23 protein-coding genes are annotated in these 20,526 nt (G+C 35.1%); 19 read left to right on the top strand and 4 right to left on the bottom strand.

The features are described from left to right. Positions 1-9: 9 nt before the first annotated feature. From rpsD to rplQ, 3 genes are read left to right on the top strand one after another with little or no spacing between them, the layout of a single operon-like run. Positions 10-618: a 30S ribosomal protein S4 gene (gene rpsD, locus ACPF63_RS19155; RefSeq protein ID WP_047096812.1), complete on the top strand. Its 609-nt coding sequence runs from the start codon at positions 10-12 to the stop codon at positions 616-618. Between the two features lie 33 nt (positions 619-651). Next, positions 652-1,647: a DNA-directed RNA polymerase subunit alpha gene (locus ACPF63_RS19150; RefSeq protein WP_105702141.1), complete on the top strand. Its 996-nt coding sequence runs from the start codon at positions 652-654 to the stop codon at positions 1,645-1,647. A 6-nt stretch (positions 1,648-1,653) separates the two neighbouring features. Then, positions 1,654-2,175 carry a 50S ribosomal protein L17 gene (gene rplQ, locus ACPF63_RS19145; protein WP_077413599.1) on the top strand — a complete coding sequence of 174 codons (522 nt, stop codon included), beginning with the start codon at positions 1,654-1,656 and terminating at the stop codon, positions 2,173-2,175. A gap of 169 nt (positions 2,176-2,344) precedes the next feature. Here rplQ and ACPF63_RS19140 read toward each other — a convergent pair whose 3' ends face one another. Then, complete coding sequence (locus tag ACPF63_RS19140; protein ID WP_077413600.1) at positions 2,345-2,779, bottom strand: hypothetical protein; 435 nt, start codon at positions 2,777-2,779, stop codon at positions 2,345-2,347. A gap of 66 nt (positions 2,780-2,845) precedes the next feature. Here ACPF63_RS19140 and ACPF63_RS19135 point away from each other — a divergent pair, with 66 nt between their 5' ends. The 10 genes from ACPF63_RS19135 (at position 2,846) to ACPF63_RS19090 (ending at position 12,556) form a co-directional block, all read left to right on the top strand. Next, positions 2,846-4,699: a glycoside hydrolase family 35 protein gene (locus ACPF63_RS19135; RefSeq protein WP_426480957.1), complete on the top strand. Its 1,854-nt coding sequence runs from the start codon at positions 2,846-2,848 to the stop codon at positions 4,697-4,699. Between the two features lie 217 nt (positions 4,700-4,916). Continuing rightward, positions 4,917-5,549, top strand: a complete 633-nt coding sequence (locus ACPF63_RS19130; RefSeq protein WP_077413601.1) for a response regulator — start codon at positions 4,917-4,919, stop codon at positions 5,547-5,549. 6 nt (positions 5,550-5,555) lie between these two features. Further along, positions 5,556-6,344, top strand: coding sequence for a hypothetical protein (locus tag ACPF63_RS19125; protein ID WP_426480956.1), 789 nt, complete (start codon positions 5,556-5,558; stop codon positions 6,342-6,344). A gap of 25 nt (positions 6,345-6,369) precedes the next feature. Further along, positions 6,370-6,981, top strand: a complete 612-nt coding sequence (locus ACPF63_RS19120) for a hypothetical protein (RefSeq protein ID WP_426480955.1) — start codon at positions 6,370-6,372, stop codon at positions 6,979-6,981. Then, positions 6,978-7,766 carry a sensor histidine kinase gene (locus ACPF63_RS19115; protein WP_426480954.1) on the top strand — a complete coding sequence of 263 codons (789 nt, stop codon included), beginning with the start codon at positions 6,978-6,980 and terminating at the stop codon, positions 7,764-7,766. The genes ACPF63_RS19120 and ACPF63_RS19115 overlap by 4 nt, the downstream gene beginning before the upstream one ends. Before the next feature lie 70 nt (positions 7,767-7,836). After that, positions 7,837-8,166 carry a hypothetical protein gene (locus tag ACPF63_RS19110; RefSeq protein WP_180565052.1) on the top strand — a complete coding sequence of 110 codons (330 nt, stop codon included), beginning with the start codon at positions 7,837-7,839 and terminating at the stop codon, positions 8,164-8,166. Positions 8,167-8,188: 22 nt separating this feature from the next. After that, positions 8,189-8,518, top strand: a complete 330-nt coding sequence (locus ACPF63_RS19105; protein ID WP_426480953.1) for a hypothetical protein — start codon at positions 8,189-8,191, stop codon at positions 8,516-8,518. Continuing rightward, positions 8,515-9,663: a hypothetical protein gene (locus ACPF63_RS19100; protein ID WP_426480952.1), complete on the top strand. Its 1,149-nt coding sequence runs from the start codon at positions 8,515-8,517 to the stop codon at positions 9,661-9,663. Before ACPF63_RS19105 ends, ACPF63_RS19100 begins: the two co-directional genes overlap by 4 nt. Positions 9,664-9,888: 225 nt before the next feature. Next, positions 9,889-11,181, top strand: coding sequence for a phosphopyruvate hydratase (gene eno / locus ACPF63_RS19095; protein WP_077413607.1), 1,293 nt, complete (start codon positions 9,889-9,891; stop codon positions 11,179-11,181). Between the two features lie 88 nt (positions 11,182-11,269). After that, entirely contained in the window at positions 11,270-12,556 is a 1,287-nt protein-coding gene (locus ACPF63_RS19090; protein ID WP_047380612.1) for a citrate synthase, read from the top strand. 58 nt (positions 12,557-12,614) lie between these two features. Here ACPF63_RS19090 and ACPF63_RS19085 read toward each other — a convergent pair whose 3' ends face one another. Together ACPF63_RS19085 and ACPF63_RS19080 are read right to left on the bottom strand one after the other, a co-directional pair. Further along, on the bottom strand, positions 12,615-12,938 hold the full coding sequence (locus tag ACPF63_RS19085) for a nuclear transport factor 2 family protein (protein ID WP_426480951.1): 324 nt from the start codon (positions 12,936-12,938) through the stop codon (positions 12,615-12,617). An 18-nt stretch (positions 12,939-12,956) separates the two neighbouring features. Continuing rightward, the gene (locus ACPF63_RS19080) at positions 12,957-13,751 is read right to left on the bottom strand and encodes an SDR family oxidoreductase (RefSeq protein ID WP_426480950.1); all 795 of its coding nucleotides are present in this window, start codon (positions 13,749-13,751) and stop codon (positions 12,957-12,959) included. A gap of 121 nt (positions 13,752-13,872) precedes the next feature. Between ACPF63_RS19080 and ACPF63_RS19075 the strand changes: the two genes are divergently transcribed. From ACPF63_RS19075 to ACPF63_RS19065, 3 genes are all read left to right on the top strand, one after another. Further along, complete coding sequence (locus ACPF63_RS19075; RefSeq protein ID WP_077413610.1) at positions 13,873-14,238, top strand: winged helix-turn-helix transcriptional regulator; 366 nt, start codon at positions 13,873-13,875, stop codon at positions 14,236-14,238. An 82-nt stretch (positions 14,239-14,320) separates the two neighbouring features. Beyond that, complete coding sequence (locus tag ACPF63_RS19070) at positions 14,321-15,382, top strand: helix-turn-helix domain-containing protein (RefSeq protein WP_426480949.1); 1,062 nt, start codon at positions 14,321-14,323, stop codon at positions 15,380-15,382. A gap of 80 nt (positions 15,383-15,462) precedes the next feature. Further along, positions 15,463-17,637 (top strand): TonB-dependent receptor domain-containing protein, encoded by a 2,175-nt coding sequence (locus ACPF63_RS19065; protein ID WP_426480948.1) that lies wholly within the window; start codon positions 15,463-15,465, stop codon positions 17,635-17,637. Between the two features lie 35 nt (positions 17,638-17,672). On the opposite strand, the gene ACPF63_RS19060 is transcribed toward ACPF63_RS19065, so the two are convergent. Next, positions 17,673-17,837: a hypothetical protein gene (locus ACPF63_RS19060; RefSeq protein WP_156118387.1), complete on the bottom strand. Its 165-nt coding sequence runs from the start codon at positions 17,835-17,837 to the stop codon at positions 17,673-17,675. Positions 17,838-18,127: 290 nt separating this feature from the next. Between ACPF63_RS19060 and ACPF63_RS19055 the strand changes: the two genes are divergently transcribed. The 3 genes from ACPF63_RS19055 to ctlX all read left to right on the top strand — a co-directional run bounded on the left by ACPF63_RS19055 (position 18,128) and on the right by ctlX (position 20,510). Continuing rightward, positions 18,128-19,042 (top strand): dimethylarginine dimethylaminohydrolase family protein, encoded by a 915-nt coding sequence (locus ACPF63_RS19055; protein WP_426480947.1) that lies wholly within the window; start codon positions 18,128-18,130, stop codon positions 19,040-19,042. An 82-nt stretch (positions 19,043-19,124) separates the two neighbouring features. Continuing rightward, the gene (locus ACPF63_RS19050) at positions 19,125-19,367 is read left to right on the top strand and encodes a four helix bundle protein (protein WP_426480946.1); all 243 of its coding nucleotides are present in this window, start codon (positions 19,125-19,127) and stop codon (positions 19,365-19,367) included. A 219-nt stretch (positions 19,368-19,586) separates the two neighbouring features. Continuing rightward, on the top strand, positions 19,587-20,510 hold the full coding sequence (gene ctlX, locus ACPF63_RS19045; RefSeq protein ID WP_077413614.1) for a citrulline utilization hydrolase CtlX: 924 nt from the start codon (positions 19,587-19,589) through the stop codon (positions 20,508-20,510). The last annotated feature ends 16 nt before the right edge of the window (positions 20,511-20,526 follow it).

The following is a 20,526-nucleotide window of genomic DNA, read 5'->3' as shown; positions in this document are numbered from 1 at the left end:
TTACCCATTATGGCAAGATATATTGGACCTAAAACTAAGATTGCTAGAAAGTTTGGTGCTGCAATCTACGGAGATGATAAAAACTTCGAAAAAAGAAAAAACCAACCGCCAGGACAACACGGTCCTAACAAAAGAAGAGGTGCTAAAAAATCAGAATATGCAGTTCAGTTAGCTGAAAAACAAAAAGCTAAATATACTTACGGTATTTTAGAAAGACAGTTTGCTAACTTATTTGAAAAAGCACACAGAAGCAAAGGAGTAACAGGGGAAGTTCTATTACAACTTTGTGAATCAAGATTGGATAACGTAGTGTACAGATTAGGTTTTGCTAAAACTAGATCTGGTGCAAGACAATTAGTTTCTCACAGACACATCACTGTGAACGGAGAAATTCTTAATATCCCTTCTTACTTGGTAAAAGCTGGTGATGTAATCACTGTAAGAGAAAAGTCTAAGTCTCTTGAGGTTGTTACCAATGCATTGGCTTCTAAGTCAAACTATGAGTGGTTACAATTCAACGATGAGAAGAAAGAAGGTACTTTCATTTCTGCTCCTGAAAGAATCCAGATTCCGGAGGACATTAAGGAGAACCTTATCGTGGAACTTTACTCTAAATAATTTTTTAATCAAATTTTTGCTCAACCCAATAATATGGCAATTTTACAATTCATAAAACCCGATAAAGTAATTTTACTTAACTCTGATGAATTTAAAGGTCAATTCGAATTCAGACCTTTAGAACCAGGTTTCGGGCTTACAATCGGTAATGCTTTGAGAAGAGTGTTGCTTTCTTCTCTGGAAGGATACGCTATTTCATCTATCAAAATAGAAGGTGTAGAGCACGAATTTTCAACTATTCCAGGAGTAATCGAAGATGTTACCGAAATTATTCTTAACCTTAAGCAGGTAAGATTAAAAGCTGCAGCAGAAGGCCAGGCTAACGAGCAGGTTGTTGCTAAAGTTTCAGGTCAGACGGTTATTACTGCTGGTGATTTAGGAAAGTCTGTCAATGGATTTGAGGTTTTAAACCCAGATTTAGTGATTTGCAACCTAAACAGTGATGTAACTTTCGAAATTACTTTCAATATTGAAAAAGGCAGAGGGTATGTGCCTTCTGAACAAAATAAGTCAAACAATGCTCCTGTAGGAACTATTGCTATCGACTCTATTTTTACGCCGATCAAGAAAGTACAATATAGCATTGAAAATTATCGTGTAGAGCAAAAAACAGACTACGAAAAACTTGTATTAGATATAGAAACTGATGGGTCTATCAGCCCTCAAAATGCTTTAACAGAAGCTTCTAAGATATTAATTTATCACTTCATGCTATTCTCTGATGAGAGAATCACGCTTGAAACTGAAGCTGTAAAAGCGTCTATCCAGTACGATGAAGAAACACTTCACACAAGACAACTTCTTAAGTCTAAATTAGCAGATATGGATCTTTCTGTAAGAGCCCTTAACTGTCTAAAAGCAGCTGAAGTAGAAACTCTTGGAGAATTAGTTTCTTACAGTAAGTCTGATTTGATGAAATTCAGAAATTTTGGTAAAAAATCTTTGACAGAACTAGAAGAATTAGTGCATTCAAAAGGTCTTAACTTCGGTTTCGACGTTGCAAAATATAAGTTAGACGCTGATAAATAATTAATAATGAGACACGGTAAAAAATTCAATCACTTAGGAAGAACAGCTTCTCACAGAAGTGCTTTACTTTCTAATATGGCTTGTTCTCTAATTGAGCATAAAAGAATCAACACTACTGTAGCTAAAGCTAAAGCTTTAAGAGTATATGTTGAGCCTCTATTAACAAAAGCAAAAGAAGATACTACACACAACAGAAGAATAGTATTCTCTTATCTTCAAAATAAATTTGCGGTTGCTGAATTATTCAGAACTGTAGCTCCTAAAATCGCTGAAAGAAACGGTGGTTATACAAGAATCATTAAGACAGGTTTCAGACCAGGTGATGCTGCTGATATGGCTCTTATCGAATTAGTAGATTTCAACGAGCTTTACAACCCTAATGCTGAAGAGAAAAAAGCTACAAGAAGAAGCAGAAGATCAACTGCTACTACAAAAAAAGCTGAAGCAGTAGTTGCTGATGCTCCTGTAGTAGAAGAAAAAGTAGAAGAAGCTAAAGCTGATACTACTGAAGAAAAAACTGAAGAATAATATTCATTCAGATATATAAAAAAAACCATCCGGATTCCGGATGGTTTTTTTATTTTCTTTACTTAGAATAATTTGAGCAATCATATTCTTGTTGATGAAAACGGAAGCTCAAAAAGATATAAAATGTATAAAAATAAAATGTCCCTCTATATTGAGGGGCATTGCTATTTTAGATCTTTGTTCTTTTCAATTCAATAAGATTATTACCCTGTTCAAGGTGAAGGCTGTCTCCTTTTACCCTTGCTGTCATATCATCTTTCTTGTAAATTGTTTCACCACCTTTGGTTTCTGTCTTAGGTAATGTAAATGTTTTCTTGTTGCTGGTAATGGCTACTGTACTTTCTTTCGGATCGTTTTTGAATACTACTTTCACTAATGTTCCGTCTGTAGCTTTATAAACAAAATCTGTTTTTTCAATTTTCTGCCCGTTTACATCTACTGTAGAAGAACTTTGTGTTAACGAATCTATTTTTCCATTGTTATCTGTAACTACAGTTGTTGAGCTGTCTGTTTTGATAACACTTTTATTTCCACTCTCATTTTTTTTGCAGCCAATAGCTGTTAATGTAAGTACAGCACCTAGTGCTAAAAGACTTTTTTTCATGATTATATTATTTGATATTCAATATGATTTTTATATTTTAATTTTACAAAAATCATGCCTTACAATATGAGAAATTTTAGTCATTATTTATACATAATTCTTTTCTTTTTATCCTTTAATACTATGTTTTCACAAAAAGGAAATTTTGAAATTAGGGATGGACATTTCATCTTAAATGGGAAACCGTTCACAGTGTATTCCGGGGAGATGCACTATCCCAGGGTTCCGTCAGAATACTGGAAGCACCGGCTGGAGATGATGAAAGCAATGGGTTTGAATACGGTTACCACTTATGTTTTTTGGAATTATCATGAAGAGGCTCCAGGAAAATGGAATTTTTCGGGTGAAAAAGATTTGAAGAAGTTTATAAAAACAGCACAAGAAGTCGGTTTGTATGTTATTATTCGACCGGGACCCTACGTTTGTGCGGAATGGGAATTTGGTGGATATCCTTGGTGGCTGCAAAAAAATAAAGACCTTGAGATAAGAAGAGATAATAAAGCTTTTCTCGAAGAATGCCGGAAATATATTAATCAGCTGGCAAAACAAATAGTACCCATGCAGATCAATAATGGTGGTCCGGTGATTATGGTGCAGGCCGAAAATGAATTTGGTTCCTATGTTGCCCAAAGAAAAGATATTCCTCTCGAAGAGCATAGAAAATACAGCCACAAGATAAAAGAAATGCTTTTGAACAGCGGAGTTTCGGTTCCGTTATTTACTTCAGATGGAAGCTCACTTTTTAAAGGCGGTTCTATTGAAGGAGCGATACCAACTGCAAACGGGGAAGGTGATATTGATATTTTAAAGAAAAGCATCAATGAATATAATGGAGGGCAAGGTCCTTACATGGTTGCCGAATACTACCCCGGATGGCTTGATCATTGGGCAGAACCTTTTGTTAAGGTTTCTACAGAAGAAGTGGTAAAGCAAACAGAGCTGTATATAAAAAATGGAATTTCTTTTAATTATTATATGATTCATGGCGGAACCAACTTTGGATTTACCAGCGGTGCAAATTACGATAGGGATCATGATATCCAGCCGGATCTTACAAGCTATGATTATGATGCTCCCATCAGTGAAGCAGGATGGGCTACTCCAAAATATAATGCGCTGAGAGAAGTTTTCCAAAAAATACATCAGAATAAGCTTCCTGATGTTCCAAAGCCAATGAAAGTCATCACTATTCCCACTATTAAATTTTCAAAAATAAATTACCTCTTTGATCTTACTGATCGTCAGAAACCTGTTGTGAGTGATAAACCGCTTACATTTGAAGATTTGAATATCGGAAACGGATATGTTCTCTACAGAAGAAAATTTGATAATGATACGAAAGGAAAATTAGAGATAAAAGGATTACGTGATTATGCCAACATATACATCAATGGCAGATGGAAAGGAGAATTGAACAGGGTGAACAAAAAATATGATCTTGATATTGAAATTAAACCAGGAGACCGATTGGAAATTCTGGTTGAAAATATGGGTAGGATCAATTATGGAGCGGAGATTGTCCATAATTTAAAAGGCATTATCAGTCCAGTAAAAATCAACGGAACTGAAGTCTCCGGAAACTGGGAAATGCTTCCAATGCCTTTCGATACTTTTCCCAAACATACTTTTAAACAAAAAGAGATTGCAGCTCACTCACCCGTAATTCAGGAAGCTGAATTTACACTTGATGAGACAGGAGATACTTTTCTTGACATGAGAAATTTTGGAAAAGGAATTGTTTTTATCAACGGAAAAAATGCAGGAAGATACTGGAGTAAAGTAGGGCCGCAGCTGACTCTTTACATTCCTGGAGTTTGGTTGAAGAAAGGCAGAAATCTGATTCAAATCTTCGAACAAATTGAATTTCATAATACAGTAAGCAGCATTGATCATCCTATACTTGATTGTCTTGTGGAATAATTCTCTGTTTTAAAGGTTTTATTACGATTTTGTGACTTGTGTTTTAATTTATTATGAAATAGTTATATTAATATTGGTTTTTAAATGAGAAATTGATTAAATTTAATAGAGCTAAAAAAACTTAACCATAATTACAAACTCCAAAATCAATATTACACAAAGGTGTAATTGATTTCAATTTGTTTTCTGTTGAAATTTGCTACAAAGAAACAAAGTCATGAGCATTTCCATCGCCATAGTAGAGGACGAAAAAAACTACAACAATGCGTTGAAGAAAGTCATCAATTACCAACAGGATATGAAGGTAATTGCTCAGTTTTTTGATGGAAATGATGCCATGCAAAACCTCCCCGCTATTTCCCCGGACGTAGTGATGATGGATATCCAGTTACAAGATATGCTGGGAATTGAAATCATAGAAAAACTGCGAAAAGACATGCCCAATACACAATTTATCATGTGTACCAGCTTTGATGATGATGAGAAGATTTTTAATTCTTTAAAAGCTGGTGCGATGGGCTATCTTGTAAAAGGAGAAAGTATGGATAAAATCCTTTCTTCAATCCGTGATGTATATCAGGGTGGAGCTCCTATGAGTTTTTCCATTGCCCGAAGAGTTCTCAGACATTTTGAACGAAAACTTCCCGAAATTAAAGGCTTCGATGAACTTACAGTGCGTGAAAAAGAAATTCTTGACCTTCTTTCGGAGGGACTTCTTTATAAAGAGATCGCAGACAAAAAATGTATCAGCATTGATACGGTAAAAAAACATGTCGGAAATATCTACAGAAAACTTCACGTAAACAATAAAGTGGAGGCTATTAATAAATTTAACCAATCAAAAAACTAAGAAATTATGGAAAATTTCAATGCAACAAGTCAAGAAGTTCTTGATGATAATTTATCTTACAGAGAAGGCCCTATCGGTAATAAACTTGATCAGTTAGTTGATGGGGAGGAAATGCTTCCCATTAGCTGTATTCTGGCAGAAAGTTTTATTGATAGTGCTAAAAAGGGAGTTTTGGCATTTATGCAAAATCAGGATGTGAATTTTAATCTTGGAGGTATTTATGCTGTAAAACATTCACTCCTGAAAGATATTTGCGAGATTATGAATGAAATTAAAGCGACCTATTTAACATTTACTTTTGTACAGATAGATCCTCAGGATTCAAGGATAAGACTCACACCGTATTCTGAAAACAGAGTGATCTATATGGTGGCCTCTTTACAAACGCAGGATAAAAATACTATTGATGGGAATAATTATCTCCTCATTAATTCCAATCAGGATCTTACACTTAAAGATCTGAAAATCTCCAATGAGAGTTTAAAAGAGCTTATTGATTTTTATCTTGAGAATGGACATCGGGTGTTAACTGATTATCTGGGGCGAAACAATACTTTTTATATCAGTTATCATATCGTTGACCTGATAGATACCTTGTCAAAAGATACTAATGATACATTTATTATCAATCTTTGTGAAATCAGTGATGTAAAGAAAGTAATTTTTGAAAATAATCTTGGAGATAGATTTCGAGAAGATCAATATAAAAAACACTTTGAAACACACGAAAAACAAATGACACTTGTTTTTAGTACAGAAAAAGGATATTACGATATGGGTTCATTATATCCATAAAATGGTAATTCAAATAATATACATTATGGTACTCTTGGCAGCTACTGTAAAGTCTATAGTTTTAGCTGGAAAGAAAGGTCTTTCCAGCCAAAACTATTTTGCGATATTTTTGTTTTTGTCACTTTGTCTGGAGCTGTATGGACATTATAAAATACTTAATAAAGAATTTGACTTTGCTTATCTGTTTAATTATTATAGCATTTTTTTGATTATATTTTTTGGCATCTACTATGCTAAAATTTTCCCTAAGAAACTCAGCGTATTTTTCCAGTATGTTCTGATGGCCATACTTGTCTATATTATTCTGTTTGTAAAGTTTTATAGTGATAATTATGAAAATAGATTAGGAATATTAGTGTGTTTTTATTTTATCATTAATGTGCTGGTTTGGTTTTATATAAGATTAAAAACCTTTGAAGAAATAAAAATTCTGGATGATCCGCATTTCTGGGTTTCCTGTGGATTGCTTTTTTGGAGTATTTTCTTTATTTTCAGGTCTATTCCAATGTTTTTTCTTCGAGACAATGATCCGGGTCTTCTGCAAATTTTAAAGGTTATGCAGTATTGTGTTAATATCATTATGTATGGAATGTTCTATATCGCTTTGAGAAAATTTGAAAATAAAAACACAATATGAAGCAATTACCGGATACAATAAGATTGGCTTATATTATGGCTGTTATTTTGTTAATAACTTTTGTCATCTTTATTGTTTTAATAGTTGTTCTGTATAATAAAAGACAGCTTTTTTTTATTCAACAGCAGCAGCTCAAAGAAGCCGAACACCAAAACCAGCTCCTTCAGAAAGAACTCGAAAAACAAAAAATTCTGGAACAGGAGCGGGAACGTATTTCCCACGATATGCATGATGATCTCGGAGCAGGGATTTCTGCATTGAAACTTCAGGCAGAGTTTTTAAAACAGAAAGCAGAAGATGGTGATCTGCAAAGTGATATTGATGAACTTCTGAAAACTTCTGAAGAAATGAATATCTCTATGAGAGAAATGCTTTGGAGTCTGAATTCAGGGAATGACACACTAGGCAGTTTTATTGATTATGCAATACTGTATACCGGAAATTTTTTAAAGAAAACAAAAATAGTATTGCATTCAGAATGTAATGATATCATTGCTGAAACCCCTGTTTCCACAGAAATGAGGCGTAATCTTTTCCTCTGTTTAAAAGAAGCGGTGAATAATGTATACAAGCACAGCCATGCAGATGTATTGAAACTTTCATTTTCACAGGAAAAAAATTGCTTTTCAATGAAAATTTCAGATAATGGAACTGGAATTCCGGATGATCAGCCAAAAGGAAATGGCCTCCGGAATATGAAAAGAAGAATGAATGAATTATCCGGTGAATGTAATATTTTACCTGAAAACCCTGGAACATGTCTGGTTTTTAAAATAAGTGTATGAAAATTACCCCTTTGTGTAATTGATTGGTGTGTTTTTTAGAGGGAAATTTGATACATAAAAACCAAAAGCCATGAAAACTCTTATTAATGACAGTATTGGAGATTTAGAAGCTGCTTTAAAAAACAACAGTGATCTTCAGGAGAAATTTAAAAATAATCCTATAGAGGCTATAAGGGATGTGGAAATTAGAAATCCCAGAGGAACAGATTTTTGGATTTATAGAATTATAGTGATTATGCTCGGGTTAGCAGTGATTGCCATCATTGCAGGGCTTATTCTTATTTCCGCATGGAGTAACGGACAGCCCAAAGACAATCAACTGGTGACAATCTTTGCTACCATTTCATCAGGAGCCATAGGCGCCTTAGCGGGTCTTCTATCTCCTACACCGAGAAAATAAACAACTTAAAAAACTAGACATTATGAAAACTATAACATTGAATATTACAGTAACGGGTGGAGCTTCAATTTTAGGAATTATTTATAAAATTTTTAAAAAAGGAAACACAGTTCCTCTTTTTGAAAAAACAGAAAATGGAACTTTTTCTGAGGAATTTGAATTGAATGAAGATGCAGAATATGATCTTTATATAATTGGATCGAATCCTTTATCAGCGGAAAGAAATACAAGAATAAAAATCGATGGAGATATTACGCTTAGTGAAGATTCTGATTTAAATCCTGCAAATAGAAAAGGGAATGGGTATTTGTTAACGTATCATTTTAAAGTAAATAATAAAAAAGGATCATGAAAACACTTATATATAAATTAGGGATTATTCTATTTCTTTTTAATGCATTATTGGTTTGTGCCCAAAATGGAGGTTTTGCAAAAAAAGATTTAAAATCAGAAAGTTTTTATAATAAAATTGAAGAAACAAAATCAGGAAACTGGAAAGATGTATTGACTGATTATATGCAGGCTTCTTTTAAAGGATTAACAAGTGAAAACAAATCTTTTCAATTTAAAGCAAACATTTTTTCATTGAGATCAAAAGTTGATAGTACTTTATTAATTGACTATAACTATACAAGTAAACGAGAAACCTTTTATAGGAATTTTCAGATACAAATAGGACTGAACCTTGATAATGATTATAAATTTAAGGGATTTAATTATGGCTTTGATTGGGCAATCATTAATAAAAGAGATACAACCATAGCCAGTTTAGCCAGAGAAGAGTATGAATCCGGTAAATATTTTGCCAAGCTAAGTTCCGCTTTAATTTTTGCTTTACAAAAATATAGAAACGTAGCAACTTCTGAAAACTACCAAAAAATTGAGAAATTAGCAAAAGCTTCTATTGAAAAACAATATTACCTGCCCATAGATAATCTGCCGGAGGATTTTAAAAAGATATTGCTGGAAGAGCAAGATGGAGTAGAAGCTAAACAATTTTTAGATACTTTTCAAAATGAATTGGGAAGAGTAAAAAGGAGACCTTTATTAACTGTAGGATTTCATAGTAATTTTCAAAAGGATTCTAAGTTTTTAGACGAGTTTGATGCCAATTTGGTGTATCTGCAAGGTTTGAAATCTAAGAAGGGAAGCAAATTGGAAATAGACTTCCGAAATCAGTTTAAAGCAAAAGACAGTATCACGACATCGGTTATAAAAAGAAAAGAATTTTCATCACAGTTAGGATTGAATATTTCGATTTGGGAAACTAAAGAGAGATCTATCGTGGAACTTAAACCTAATTTTGAATATAAAAGAATTGTTTCAGGAATAATGACAGATGAAAAAAATGACCAGTTCTTAGCCAATGCAGATTTAAGAATAAGAATTTTAAAAAACCTTTGGGTTCCGTTGATTTTAAAATATGATATTAAAAACAATAATCTTTTTGGTTTCTTAAATATCAGTTTCAATTTTGATGCAATGAAAAAAGAATAGTATAATAATTACATAATGAAAACTCATCTTTACAATTTTAAAAGGTGAGTTTTTTTTTATCATTCTTTCCCTATTTTAAATCGGCAATTCTTCACAAATAAATTGTGGAATTATCATAATATAAATTAACTAAAATTTAACTTGGATTTATATCAAAAAAATCCCTCGAAATACCCCTAAAAGTTAAATTTTGATTAAATTTGTCTAAACTAAAAAAAATAAAAAATGAGTGCAATTTCTTATATAGAAGCAAGACAGATTTTAGATTCCAGAGGTAACCCTACCATTGAAGTAGATGTATTTACAGAAAGCGGGGCAATGGGCCGTGCTGCTGTACCTTCAGGAGCATCTACAGGAGAACACGAAGCGGTAGAATTACGTGACGGTGGTTCAGAATATCAAGGGAAAGGAGTTCTGAAAGCTGTTGAAAATGTAAAAGAAGTAATTGCAGAGAATTTAGTTGGACAGCCGGTTTTCGAACAAAACTATATCGATCAGATTATGATTGATCTTGACGGAACGGCTAACAAAGGAAATCTTGGTGCTAATGCTATTCTTGGTGTTTCTTTGGCCGTAGCAAGAGCTGCCGCTGCAGAATTAGGAATGCCACTTTATAAATATGTAGGTGGAGTGAATGCAAACACGCTTCCTGTTCCAATGATGAATGTAATAAATGGTGGATCTCACTCAGATGCTCCTATCGCATTCCAGGAATTTATGATCATGCCGGTAAAAGCGGATTCTTTCTCTCATGCATTGAGAAAAGGAACTGAAATTTTCCACAATCTGAAATCTATTCTTCATTCAAGAGGTTTATCTACTGCGGTAGGTGACGAAGGTGGTTTTGCTCCTACTTTCAAAGGAACTGAAGATGCTTTGGATACCTTGCTTCAGGCAATTGAAAAAGCAGGCTATAAGCCAGGGGACGACATTATGTTAGCACTTGACTGTGCGGCTTCTGAATTCTACAAAGACGGAATTTATGATTACAGAAAATTCCAGACTCAGGACGCAGCTCAGTTTTCAAGCAGCGAGCAGGTTTCTTACTTAGCTGAACTGGCTGCAAAATACCCAATCATTTCCATTGAAGACGGTATGCAGGAAAATGACTGGGAGGGTTGGAAAATGTTAACTGATAAAATAGGTGACAGAGTACAGCTTGTAGGTGATGATCTATTTGTAACCAACGTAGAAAGACTATCCAGAGGAGTAAAAGAAAATATTGCGAACTCTATCCTTGTAAAAGTAAACCAAATCGGTTCTCTTTCTGAAACAATGGCTGCTGTACAAATGGCTCAGAACAACAAGTTCACTTCAGTAATGTCTCACAGATCAGGAGAAACTGAAGATTCTACAATTGCTGATTTAGCGGTAGCAATGAACTGTGGACAGATCAAAACAGGTTCAGCTTCAAGATCAGACAGAATGGCTAAATACAATCAATTATTGAGAATTGAAGAAGCTTTAGGTGAAACTGCAATTTTCCCAGGATTGGAAGCTTTTAAAATCAAAAGATAATTAATCGAATTTATAAATAACGGCAAGCGAAATTTTTAGTTTGCCGTATTTTATGGAAAGTGGTATATTTAAAAAAAATAAATAAATAATGTCAGACAACAAAGTAATATTGAATTACGACGGTAATTCATATGAATATCCTATCGTGGATAGCACTATCGGAGACAGAGGGATTGATATTTCAAAATTAAGAGACCAGACAGGTTTGATCACTCTGGATTTAGGTTACAAAAATACAGGAGCTACTATTAGCGACATCACTTACTTAGACGGAGATAAAGGAGAATTGTTCTACAGAGGTTATCCAATCGAGCAGATTGCTGAGAAATCTAACTTCACAGAAGTAATGTATCTTTTATTACATGGAGAATTACCTACTCAGGATCAGTTTACTTCATTCGACAACAATATTAAAAAATATAACTTCATCGCAGACGAAATGAAAAAAATCATTGATGTTTTTCCTCGTTCTGCTCACCCTATGGGAGTTTTATCTTCTATGACTTCTGCTTTAACAGCTTTCAACCCGAAAGCCGTTAACGTAAACTCTAAAGAAGAAATGGATCATGCTGCTGAGCTGATGATCGCTAAGTTCTCTCACCTTTGTGCTTGGACTTACAGAAAAACTCAAGGTTTACCATTAAACCACGGTGATAACAACCTAAACTATGTAGAGAACTTCTACAAAATGGCATTCAGATTACCAAACGCTGATTTCGAAATCGATCCGGTAGTTGTAAATGCTTTAGATAAATTATTAATCCTTCACGCAGACCACGAACAAAACTGTTCTACTTCTACAGTAAGAATGGTAGGTTCTGCTCACACAGGTCTTTTCGCTTCTATCTCTGCTGGGGTATCTGCACTTTGGGGACCACTTCACGGTGGAGCTAACCAGGCGGTAATCGAAATGCTTGAACTTATTGAAAAAGATGGTGGTGACGTATCTAAATATGTTGCTAAAGCTAAAGATAAGGGTGATAGCTTCCGTCTAATGGGATTCGGACACAGAGTTTACAAAAACTTCGACCCAAGAGCGAAAATCATCAAGAAAGCTGCTGACGATATCCTTACTGCACTTGGTATTCAGGATAAAGCTCTTGACATTGCAATGCAGTTAGAAAGAGTAGCACTTGAAGATGAGTACTTCATTGAAAGAAAACTATATCCAAACGTAGATTTCTATTCAGGAATCATCTACAGAGCGTTAGGAATTCCTACAGAGATGTTTACAGTAATGTTTGCATTAGGAAGACTTCCAGGATGGATTTCTCAGTGGAAAGAAATGAGATTGAAAGGAGACCCAATCGGAAGACCAAGACAGGTTTACCAAGGTGCTCAGGAAAGAAACTACATTGACATCGCAAGCAGATAATATTTGCTTATACCATAAAAGAATCCCAAAGCAAACTTTGGGATTCTTTTTTTACAACTTATCCAGTAATAGCTAACGCCATAATAAGATGGTCTTTCAACCGGAAATGAAAATTCAGCACTACCGGACTACCACTGAAAGAGCCGGAAATTTTGATTCTTAAAACAGTTGTATTATCCTTCTCCGAAAAATCTTTTACTTCAAACAAGGTTTTGTATTCATGATTAGATTTTTCATTCCATTGCTTTATTTCCTCTTTTCCCGTGTATATTTTTCCTTCATCAAATACGGATGCCTGTTCAGAAAAACAATTGGAAAAAGTTGTACTGTCAAAGAGCTTCTGTGCCTTTAAAAATTCCTGTAAAATGTTAGGTAAGTTCATATTGTTATTTTTAAATGATTAAACTGTAGGAATAGTACCACCATCTATTACATATTCGGTTCCTGTTAAATATTGTGCCCGTGGAGAAACTAAAAAACCAACAAATTCTGCAATATCTTCTGGCTGGGCAGGCTTACCGATCGGAATTCCACCCAACGCATCCATGACACTTTGAGTTGCCTCTTCTATTGAAGTTTCTGAACTTTTAGCAATACGCTCCATCATTCGGATGGCAGATGAAGTCATGATCCAGCCTGGAGAAACAGTAAGTACACGGACTCCCTTCGGGGAAACTTCTTTTGATAAACCTTTGCTGTAATTGATCAGTCCGGCCTTGGCAGCAGCATAGGGTAATGTGGAATCAAATAAAGGCAGTCTTCCCTGAATGGACGCAATATGAATGATCACACCTTCCCTTCGTTCCAACATTTGCGGAAGAAATCCTCTGTCTAAACGAACGGGTGCCAACAAATTGGTCTGAATTGTATTTTCCCAGTCTTCATCATTCAGAACAGAGAAGCCGCCACCAGGCGTTTCTGAGCCACCCAATGTATTAATTAAAATATCAAGCTTACCAAAAGTAGATAACACTTCTCTTACCAGTTTTTCCGTGTCTTTTGCCTTACTCAGATCTCCTGAAATAAAATGAAGCTGATTATTCATCTCTTCAGACTGATTTCTTGCAGTAATAATTACAGTGGCACCGGCGGTTAGTAATCTTTCAGCAATAGCTTTTCCGGTTCCTTTTGTTCCACCCGTTACCAAAGCAATCTTACCTGATAATTCATTGTTGAAATTAAATGATTCTGTCATGATTTCTTTTTTGTACAAATTTCAGGAGTATGACAGGCTCTTACAAGTACGGTCTTACGAATCACATAGGGATAAATTAATCCCCTATTGTGATTTCACCTCATTGTGTTACATTTGTTTTATGTACGAAAGAAAAATCCCACCCAATCTGAACTGCGGGCTTGATCTGATTGCTGAGGTGCTCTATGGCAAATGGAAAATCCGTTTACTATGGTTTATTAATGAAGGATTTCAAAGACCCAGTGAATTGCAGCGGAAAATTCCAGATGCTTCCCGCAGAGTATTGAATGTTCAGTTAAAAGAACTGGAAGAGCATGAACTTGTCACAAAGAAGATTTATCCCGTTGTACCTCCAAAAGTAGAATACAGGCTTACAGAATTTGGACAGACATTGATTCCGGTTATTGCCACACTAGGGAAATGGGGGGATGACCATGATGAGCGCTTACGGACACTGATCCTGAAAAGGCTGGAAAAAGAATCCTAAAAAAGAGAAAGATATTTTTAATTTTTACAAAATATAATATAATAAATTGATTAAATTTACTACTGTAAAAAATTAATACCCAATGACTTTTGGAGAACAGATGTTATTTTTCTTCAGCGCAGTAGGAGCATTCAACGGACTTCTGCTGGGCTTCTATCTGCTGTTTGTTAAAAAACTGAAATACCCTCCGGATTTTTTCCTTGGAATTCTTCTCTTAATGCTAAGCTCAAGAGTAATGATTTCTGTATGCTTTTATTTTTATCCTGATTTACCCAGAATTATCGCGCATTTAGGGCTGTCAGCCTTATTTTTTACAGGACCGGCTTTATATTATTATGTGAAATCTTCCTTCCAGCAGGATCAGTTTGATTGGAAGGACTGTCAGAAATGGTTTGGGATATTAACCCTTATTTTAGGAATTGTTGGTCTATTGTATCTGGTGTTTCCCATAACGTGGGATAACTATTTTGGTACTTTTATCTATACCGTTTGGTCTGTATTTATATTTCTTACAGTCTATCAGTATTATATTTTGCTTAAGCAGCACCCTAAAAGTCCGAATAACTTTGTACTTCCGATTCTGGTCAGCAATGTGATTATATTTCTTAGCTATCAGCTGCTTTCAACGGGCTGGGTACAGATATACTGTGCAGGAGGAAGTCTCGTGTTTTCATTTGTGCTGTATGCCAATTTTTTGATTTTATTTAACAAGAAATATCAGCAGCTTCCGGTAAAAGAAACAGAAAAGTATTCCAATAAAAAGATTTCTGGAGAACAAGTGGATAGTTTTGTATCAAGATTAGAGAGATTAATGGATACGGAAGAACTCTATAAAAATCCGAATTTAAAATTGAGCGACCTGTCTTCAAGAATGAATATGTCTACTCATCAGCTGTCCCAATTGTTGAATGATAATTTGGGGAAAAGTTTTTCTACCTGTATCAATGAATACAGGATTAATGAAGCCTGTGAAAAAATAGAAAACGGGTCTTATTTAAAAATTGAGGAGATCGGGTATGAAGTAGGATTTAATTCCAAGTCCACTTTCTTTTCAACCTTCAAGAAAATTAAAAATACAACTCCTCTTTTGTATAAACAATCTCAAACCCTTGCTGAACCTAGGTTTCAGAGTTCAAATTTATAATTCAGTACTGCGGAATTTCAATTTCAAAACCGCTTTTTTACAACAAGCTGATACTTTTGATTTCATAAAATTTAAAATCTATGATAATCAAATTGTGGCTCTTGTTATTCATGCTATTTTTCTCGATTTTTGGAAAAGCACAGGAAATTGTAAAAAGAAAAGTTCCGGACTCTCTGGCTCAGGCAAAATCTTCCACCACGACTATTTCAGAAATCATTCTTCAATCCGCTCCACGAAAGATGAAATTGAGTGATGGAAACCTCGTTGTTTCTGTTGCCGGAAACAGAGACTTTAAAACGTCTATACATCTTCTTGATGTTTTAAGAAAAACACCTGGTGTAACAGTGGATCAGGAAGACGGAATTTTTATTGGCGGAAGAATTGCTCCGGCTGTTCTTATTGATGGAAAACCTGTTGTGATGAGTAATCAGGAACTGCAGGCTTATTTGCGGTCTTTATCCCCGGATATGGTAGAATCTGTAGAAGTGAATACCAATCCGTCTTCAAAATATGATGCCGAATTTAAAGGGATTATTGATATTAAATTAAAAAAGAATACCGGACTCGGCTGGAAAGCAAGCTATAATGGTAATGTGTATATTAATAAATTCAACTACAGGGAGAATGCATTCAATACATCTTATCATACGGGGAAAGTGACATACAGTCTTCAGGCAGGTTATAATGAAGGTATTTCAACCTATCGTTATCAGGCTTTGCAGCGGCTGGCAAATACAAATATGATGAGCACCCATACCTATCAGGAAGATTTTGGAAAGATGTACAATATTCAGACGGGAGTTGATTTCAGACTGAATGATAAAAACAGACTGGGGATCAATCTGAGAGGTAATTTCAGGAATAATGACCGTTCACGAAACGGATCACTTTTTACTACCGATAAAAATGAAACCCAGACAATATTGAATACCGCCAGTGAAAGTCCTACCCGTTATTCACAAAATAATTATGGAATTACCACCGATTATTCTTTTCAAAATAGAGGTTTTAAATTCGGTTTTTTAGGAAACTATCTTTCAGTTAAAAATAAACAGAATGATGATTTTATCAATAGAGATCAGACCACAGCAAATCTTCTGTCTTACTGGAAGTCTGACTTGATTAATAAAATTACTATCTATACTGCCCAGATAGATGTTTCGCAGAAAATTGATCATGCAGATGTTGAAGCGGGAGTTAAATATATCAATTCAGACACCCAAAACAATATCAGGTATGATACACTGTCTGCCGGAAACCATTTTGTCTTTGATCCTGCAAGAAGTAATGTGTTTTTATATAAAGAAAAAATATGGGCAGGTTATCTGGCATACAGACAGAAAATAGGAAGCTTACAGATCAATGCAGGCCTGAGATTTGAAAATACAAACAGTATTTCCAATGCAGTTACTGTGGATTCCGTTGTTGCAAGAAACTATCTGAAATGGCTGCCATCATTAAGTGCAAATTATACTTTTAACAAGTCCAGCGAACTTTCCCTTTCTTACAGCAGGAAAATAACAAGACCGGTCTTCTCTCAGCTCAATCCGTTCCGGTTTTATTTTAGTCCGCTAAATTACTGGATAGGAAACCCTTATCTGCTTCCTTCTTTTACAAGCCAGATCAAAGCAACCTACCGTTATAAAAACTGGATCACAAGCTTTACCGTTGGAAAAGAAAAAGATGTGATGACACGTTATCCCCTGTACAATCCGGAAACGAATGTATTAGAATATCTGGGAACAAATCTTCCTTACCGGAACTTTGCTGTCCTGGAAACCAGCTTTCCAGTCAGAATCACAAAATGGTGGAATGTTACCAGTCAGATCACAGGATATTATAATGATGAATTCAGACCTTATCTGGATGAGGTCTTTGCATTGAAAATCTACAATTATGAAGTGAGGCTCAATCAGGTATTTTCCCTTCCAAAAGGATTTACTGTGAATGTATTTGCTAATTATGAATCTAAAACGGGGAACAGTCTTTACATTATCAAACCAAGGTATACCATAGATGTATCGGTTCAAAAGTCATGGTTTGATAATAAACTGAACACTAAAATCGGGTTTAATAATCTCCTTGATTCTTATGACCAACGATTAGAATTTCGTCATAAACAGATCATGGATAATCGTTTTACCCATTGGTGGGATAGCAGCAGATTGGTATTTTCACTCAGTTATACTATGGGAAGTTCAAAATATCAGGTAAAAGAAACCCAGAGAACAGAAGAAGAAAACAGAGCGAGATAAGAAAGCCTGCTTGAAAAAGCAGGCTTTCGTTTTTATTATGGACATTGGCATCTGTCACAAGTCCAGATATAACATTTTCCTGTATCATCCCACTCACAGCATCTTCTGCCTGTTGAGATTGGCGCACCTCCCATTACGGATTTCTGTTGTTCTCTTCCTAATTTTTGTGCGTTTTTCAGCACCGGATTGTTCTTGTTCATAACTTTGATTTTTGGTGTTAATAGTTAAGTTTTATGAGATATAATTTCGCGAAAATTATATCACTAATATAGGAAATTAAATAATAGAATTATCTGTTTTTTTGTTCTTATGTAGATGGAAAATAGTAAGTTGTAGATGTTTTTGGAGCTATTCACTACAGTTGGCTGTGCAGACAAGGTAATTTTGTTGAAGGGTGTTGATTTTGGAGATCAAATTTAATACATAAAATAATCCAAAAGTTTTATAGGTAGAGACCTTTACTTATATTTGTAGTATTGCATAAATCTTTATGAGACTAAACATTAAAAACGAAACGGGTAGGCTGAAGTCAGTAGTTCTAGGCCAGCCTAATTCACTGGGGGCAGTTCCTACACTAGAAGAAAGTTATGACGCAAAGTCATATTACTCAATCGAACACAATATTTATCCTAAAGAAGAGGATATTATCAATGAAATGAACGCTTTTGAAGCGGTTTTAAAAAAGTATGACGTTGAAGTACTGCGTCCAAGTATCATCAAAGATTACAACCAGGTCTTCTCAAGAGATGTAGCCTTTGTGATTGATGACAAGATGATCATTTCCAATGTGATTGCAGACAGAGCAGACGAGCAGGAAGCATACAAAAGCGTTTTTGAGAAAGTAGCATGGAGAAAGATTATCAACCTTCCGGAAACAGCACATATTGAAGGAGGAGATGTTATCGTATGGAATGATTTTATTTTTATCGGAACCTGCTTCAGCGAAGATTACAGAAACTATAAGACGGCAAGAACAAATGAGTATGCCATTGAAATCTTAAAAGAATATTTTCCAAAGAAAAGAATCATCGACCTGGAGCTGAAGAAAAATGATAAAGTTCCGTTTGAAGGAATTCTGCATCTGGATTGTACATTTAATCCGGTAGGAGAAGACAAATGTATCATTTATAAAAACGGATTCGTGGACGAAAGCGACTACCGCTTGATTATCGACATTTTCGGAGAAGAAAACTGCTTCCATATCAATGATGAAGAAATGTTTGAAATGTTCCCGAATATTTTCTCTATTGCTCCTGATATAGTAGTTTCAGACAAAGCATTCACCAGAATGAATGACCATTTGAGAAACGTGTGGAGGATGACCGTTGAAGAAATTCCTTACAGAGAAATCTCTAAAATGGGTGGTTTGTTGAGATGCTCCACAATGCCGCTTGTGAGAGAATAATCAGGTAGGAGAGTTTTAGGGTTTGAGAGCTGGAGCGTTGATGGGTGATAATGTTTTTCTTATTTCAAATAAATACTAATATATGTCAACGATTAGATTTCATCAGGACTTAAAAGTTTATCAAAAATCATTTGAAAACGCACAACTGATTTATGAGCTCTCAAAATCTTTTCCAAAAGAAGAACTTTATTCTCTTACAGACCAGATAAGGAGATCATCACGATCTGTAACGGCAAATATTAGTGAAGCCTGGGGGAAAAGGAAATATGAAAAATCCTTCATCGCTAAGCTTACAGATTCGGAGGGAGAAGCAAGAGAAACCTAAACATGGCTTCAATTTGCTTTTGCCTGCAATTATATGAATGAAGTGCAATATAACAATTTGCACAACCACTATAACCAAATAATAGGAATGTTAATTAGTATGATGAACCAGTCAGAAAAATGGTGTTCATTTTCTCCGATGAATAGAGAAGAAAAGGACTTGTGAACCGTTGTAAGACTCTCAAACTCTCATACACTAACACCCTCAAACTTATAAAAAATGCAGACAACAGATACAGTATTAATGATAGAACCGATTGCATTCGGTTACAACGCTGAGACAGCGAAAAACAATTACTTTCAGGTAGAGCAGACAGGTTCTGATATCCAGTCGAAAGCTTTGGCAGAGTTCAACACCTTTGTCGGAAAGCTGAGAGGAAAAGGAATCAATGTGATCACCATAAAAGATACATTGGATCCACATACTCCGGATTCTATTTTCCCGAATAACTGGGTGAGTTTCCATAAAGACGGGAAAGTGGTTTTATATCCGATGTTCGCTTCCAACAGAAGAGTAGAAAGAAGAGAAGATATTATTGAAAGCATCAAAGATCAGGGCTTTGAAGTTGCTGAAATTGATGACTGGTCTTTTCCTGAAACTCAGGGGCATTTCCTGGAAGGAACGGGAAGTATGATTTTCGATCACGATAATAAAATTGCTTACGGTTCCGTTTCTTTGAGGCTGGATGAAAAACTGTTCAGAGAATTCTGTGCAAAATTCGGATTCACTCCGGTTGTTTTCCATTCATTCCAGACGGTAGGAACAGAGAGACTTCCTATCTATCACACTAATGTAATGATGTGTGTGGCAGATAAGTTTGTCGTAATCTGCCTGGACTGTATTGATGATGAGCTGGAAAGAGAAAAAGTAGTTGAAACTATTAAAGGTTCCGGAAAAGAAATCATCGAAATTTCAGAAGAGCAGATGCAGCAATTTGCAGGAAATATGCTTCAGGTTCAGAACAAAAATGGTGAGAAATTTCTGGTGATGAGCCAGACTGCTTATCAATCTTTAGCTGCAGATCAGGTAGCCGCTATTGAAAAATACTGCGAAATTATCTATTCTGACCTGAATACCATTGAAGTAAATGGAGGAGGAAGCGCAAGATGTATGCTTGCTGAGGTTTTTCTTCCAAAAAAATAATATATTTACGAAAAAA

The organism is Chryseobacterium sp. R2ACT005, assembly GCF_049949215.1.
Lineage (GTDB): Bacteria > Bacteroidota > Bacteroidia > Flavobacteriales > Weeksellaceae > Chryseobacterium.
Note: the sequence above shows the minus strand (reverse complement) of the source record. Positions and strands in the feature narration are given on the sequence as shown.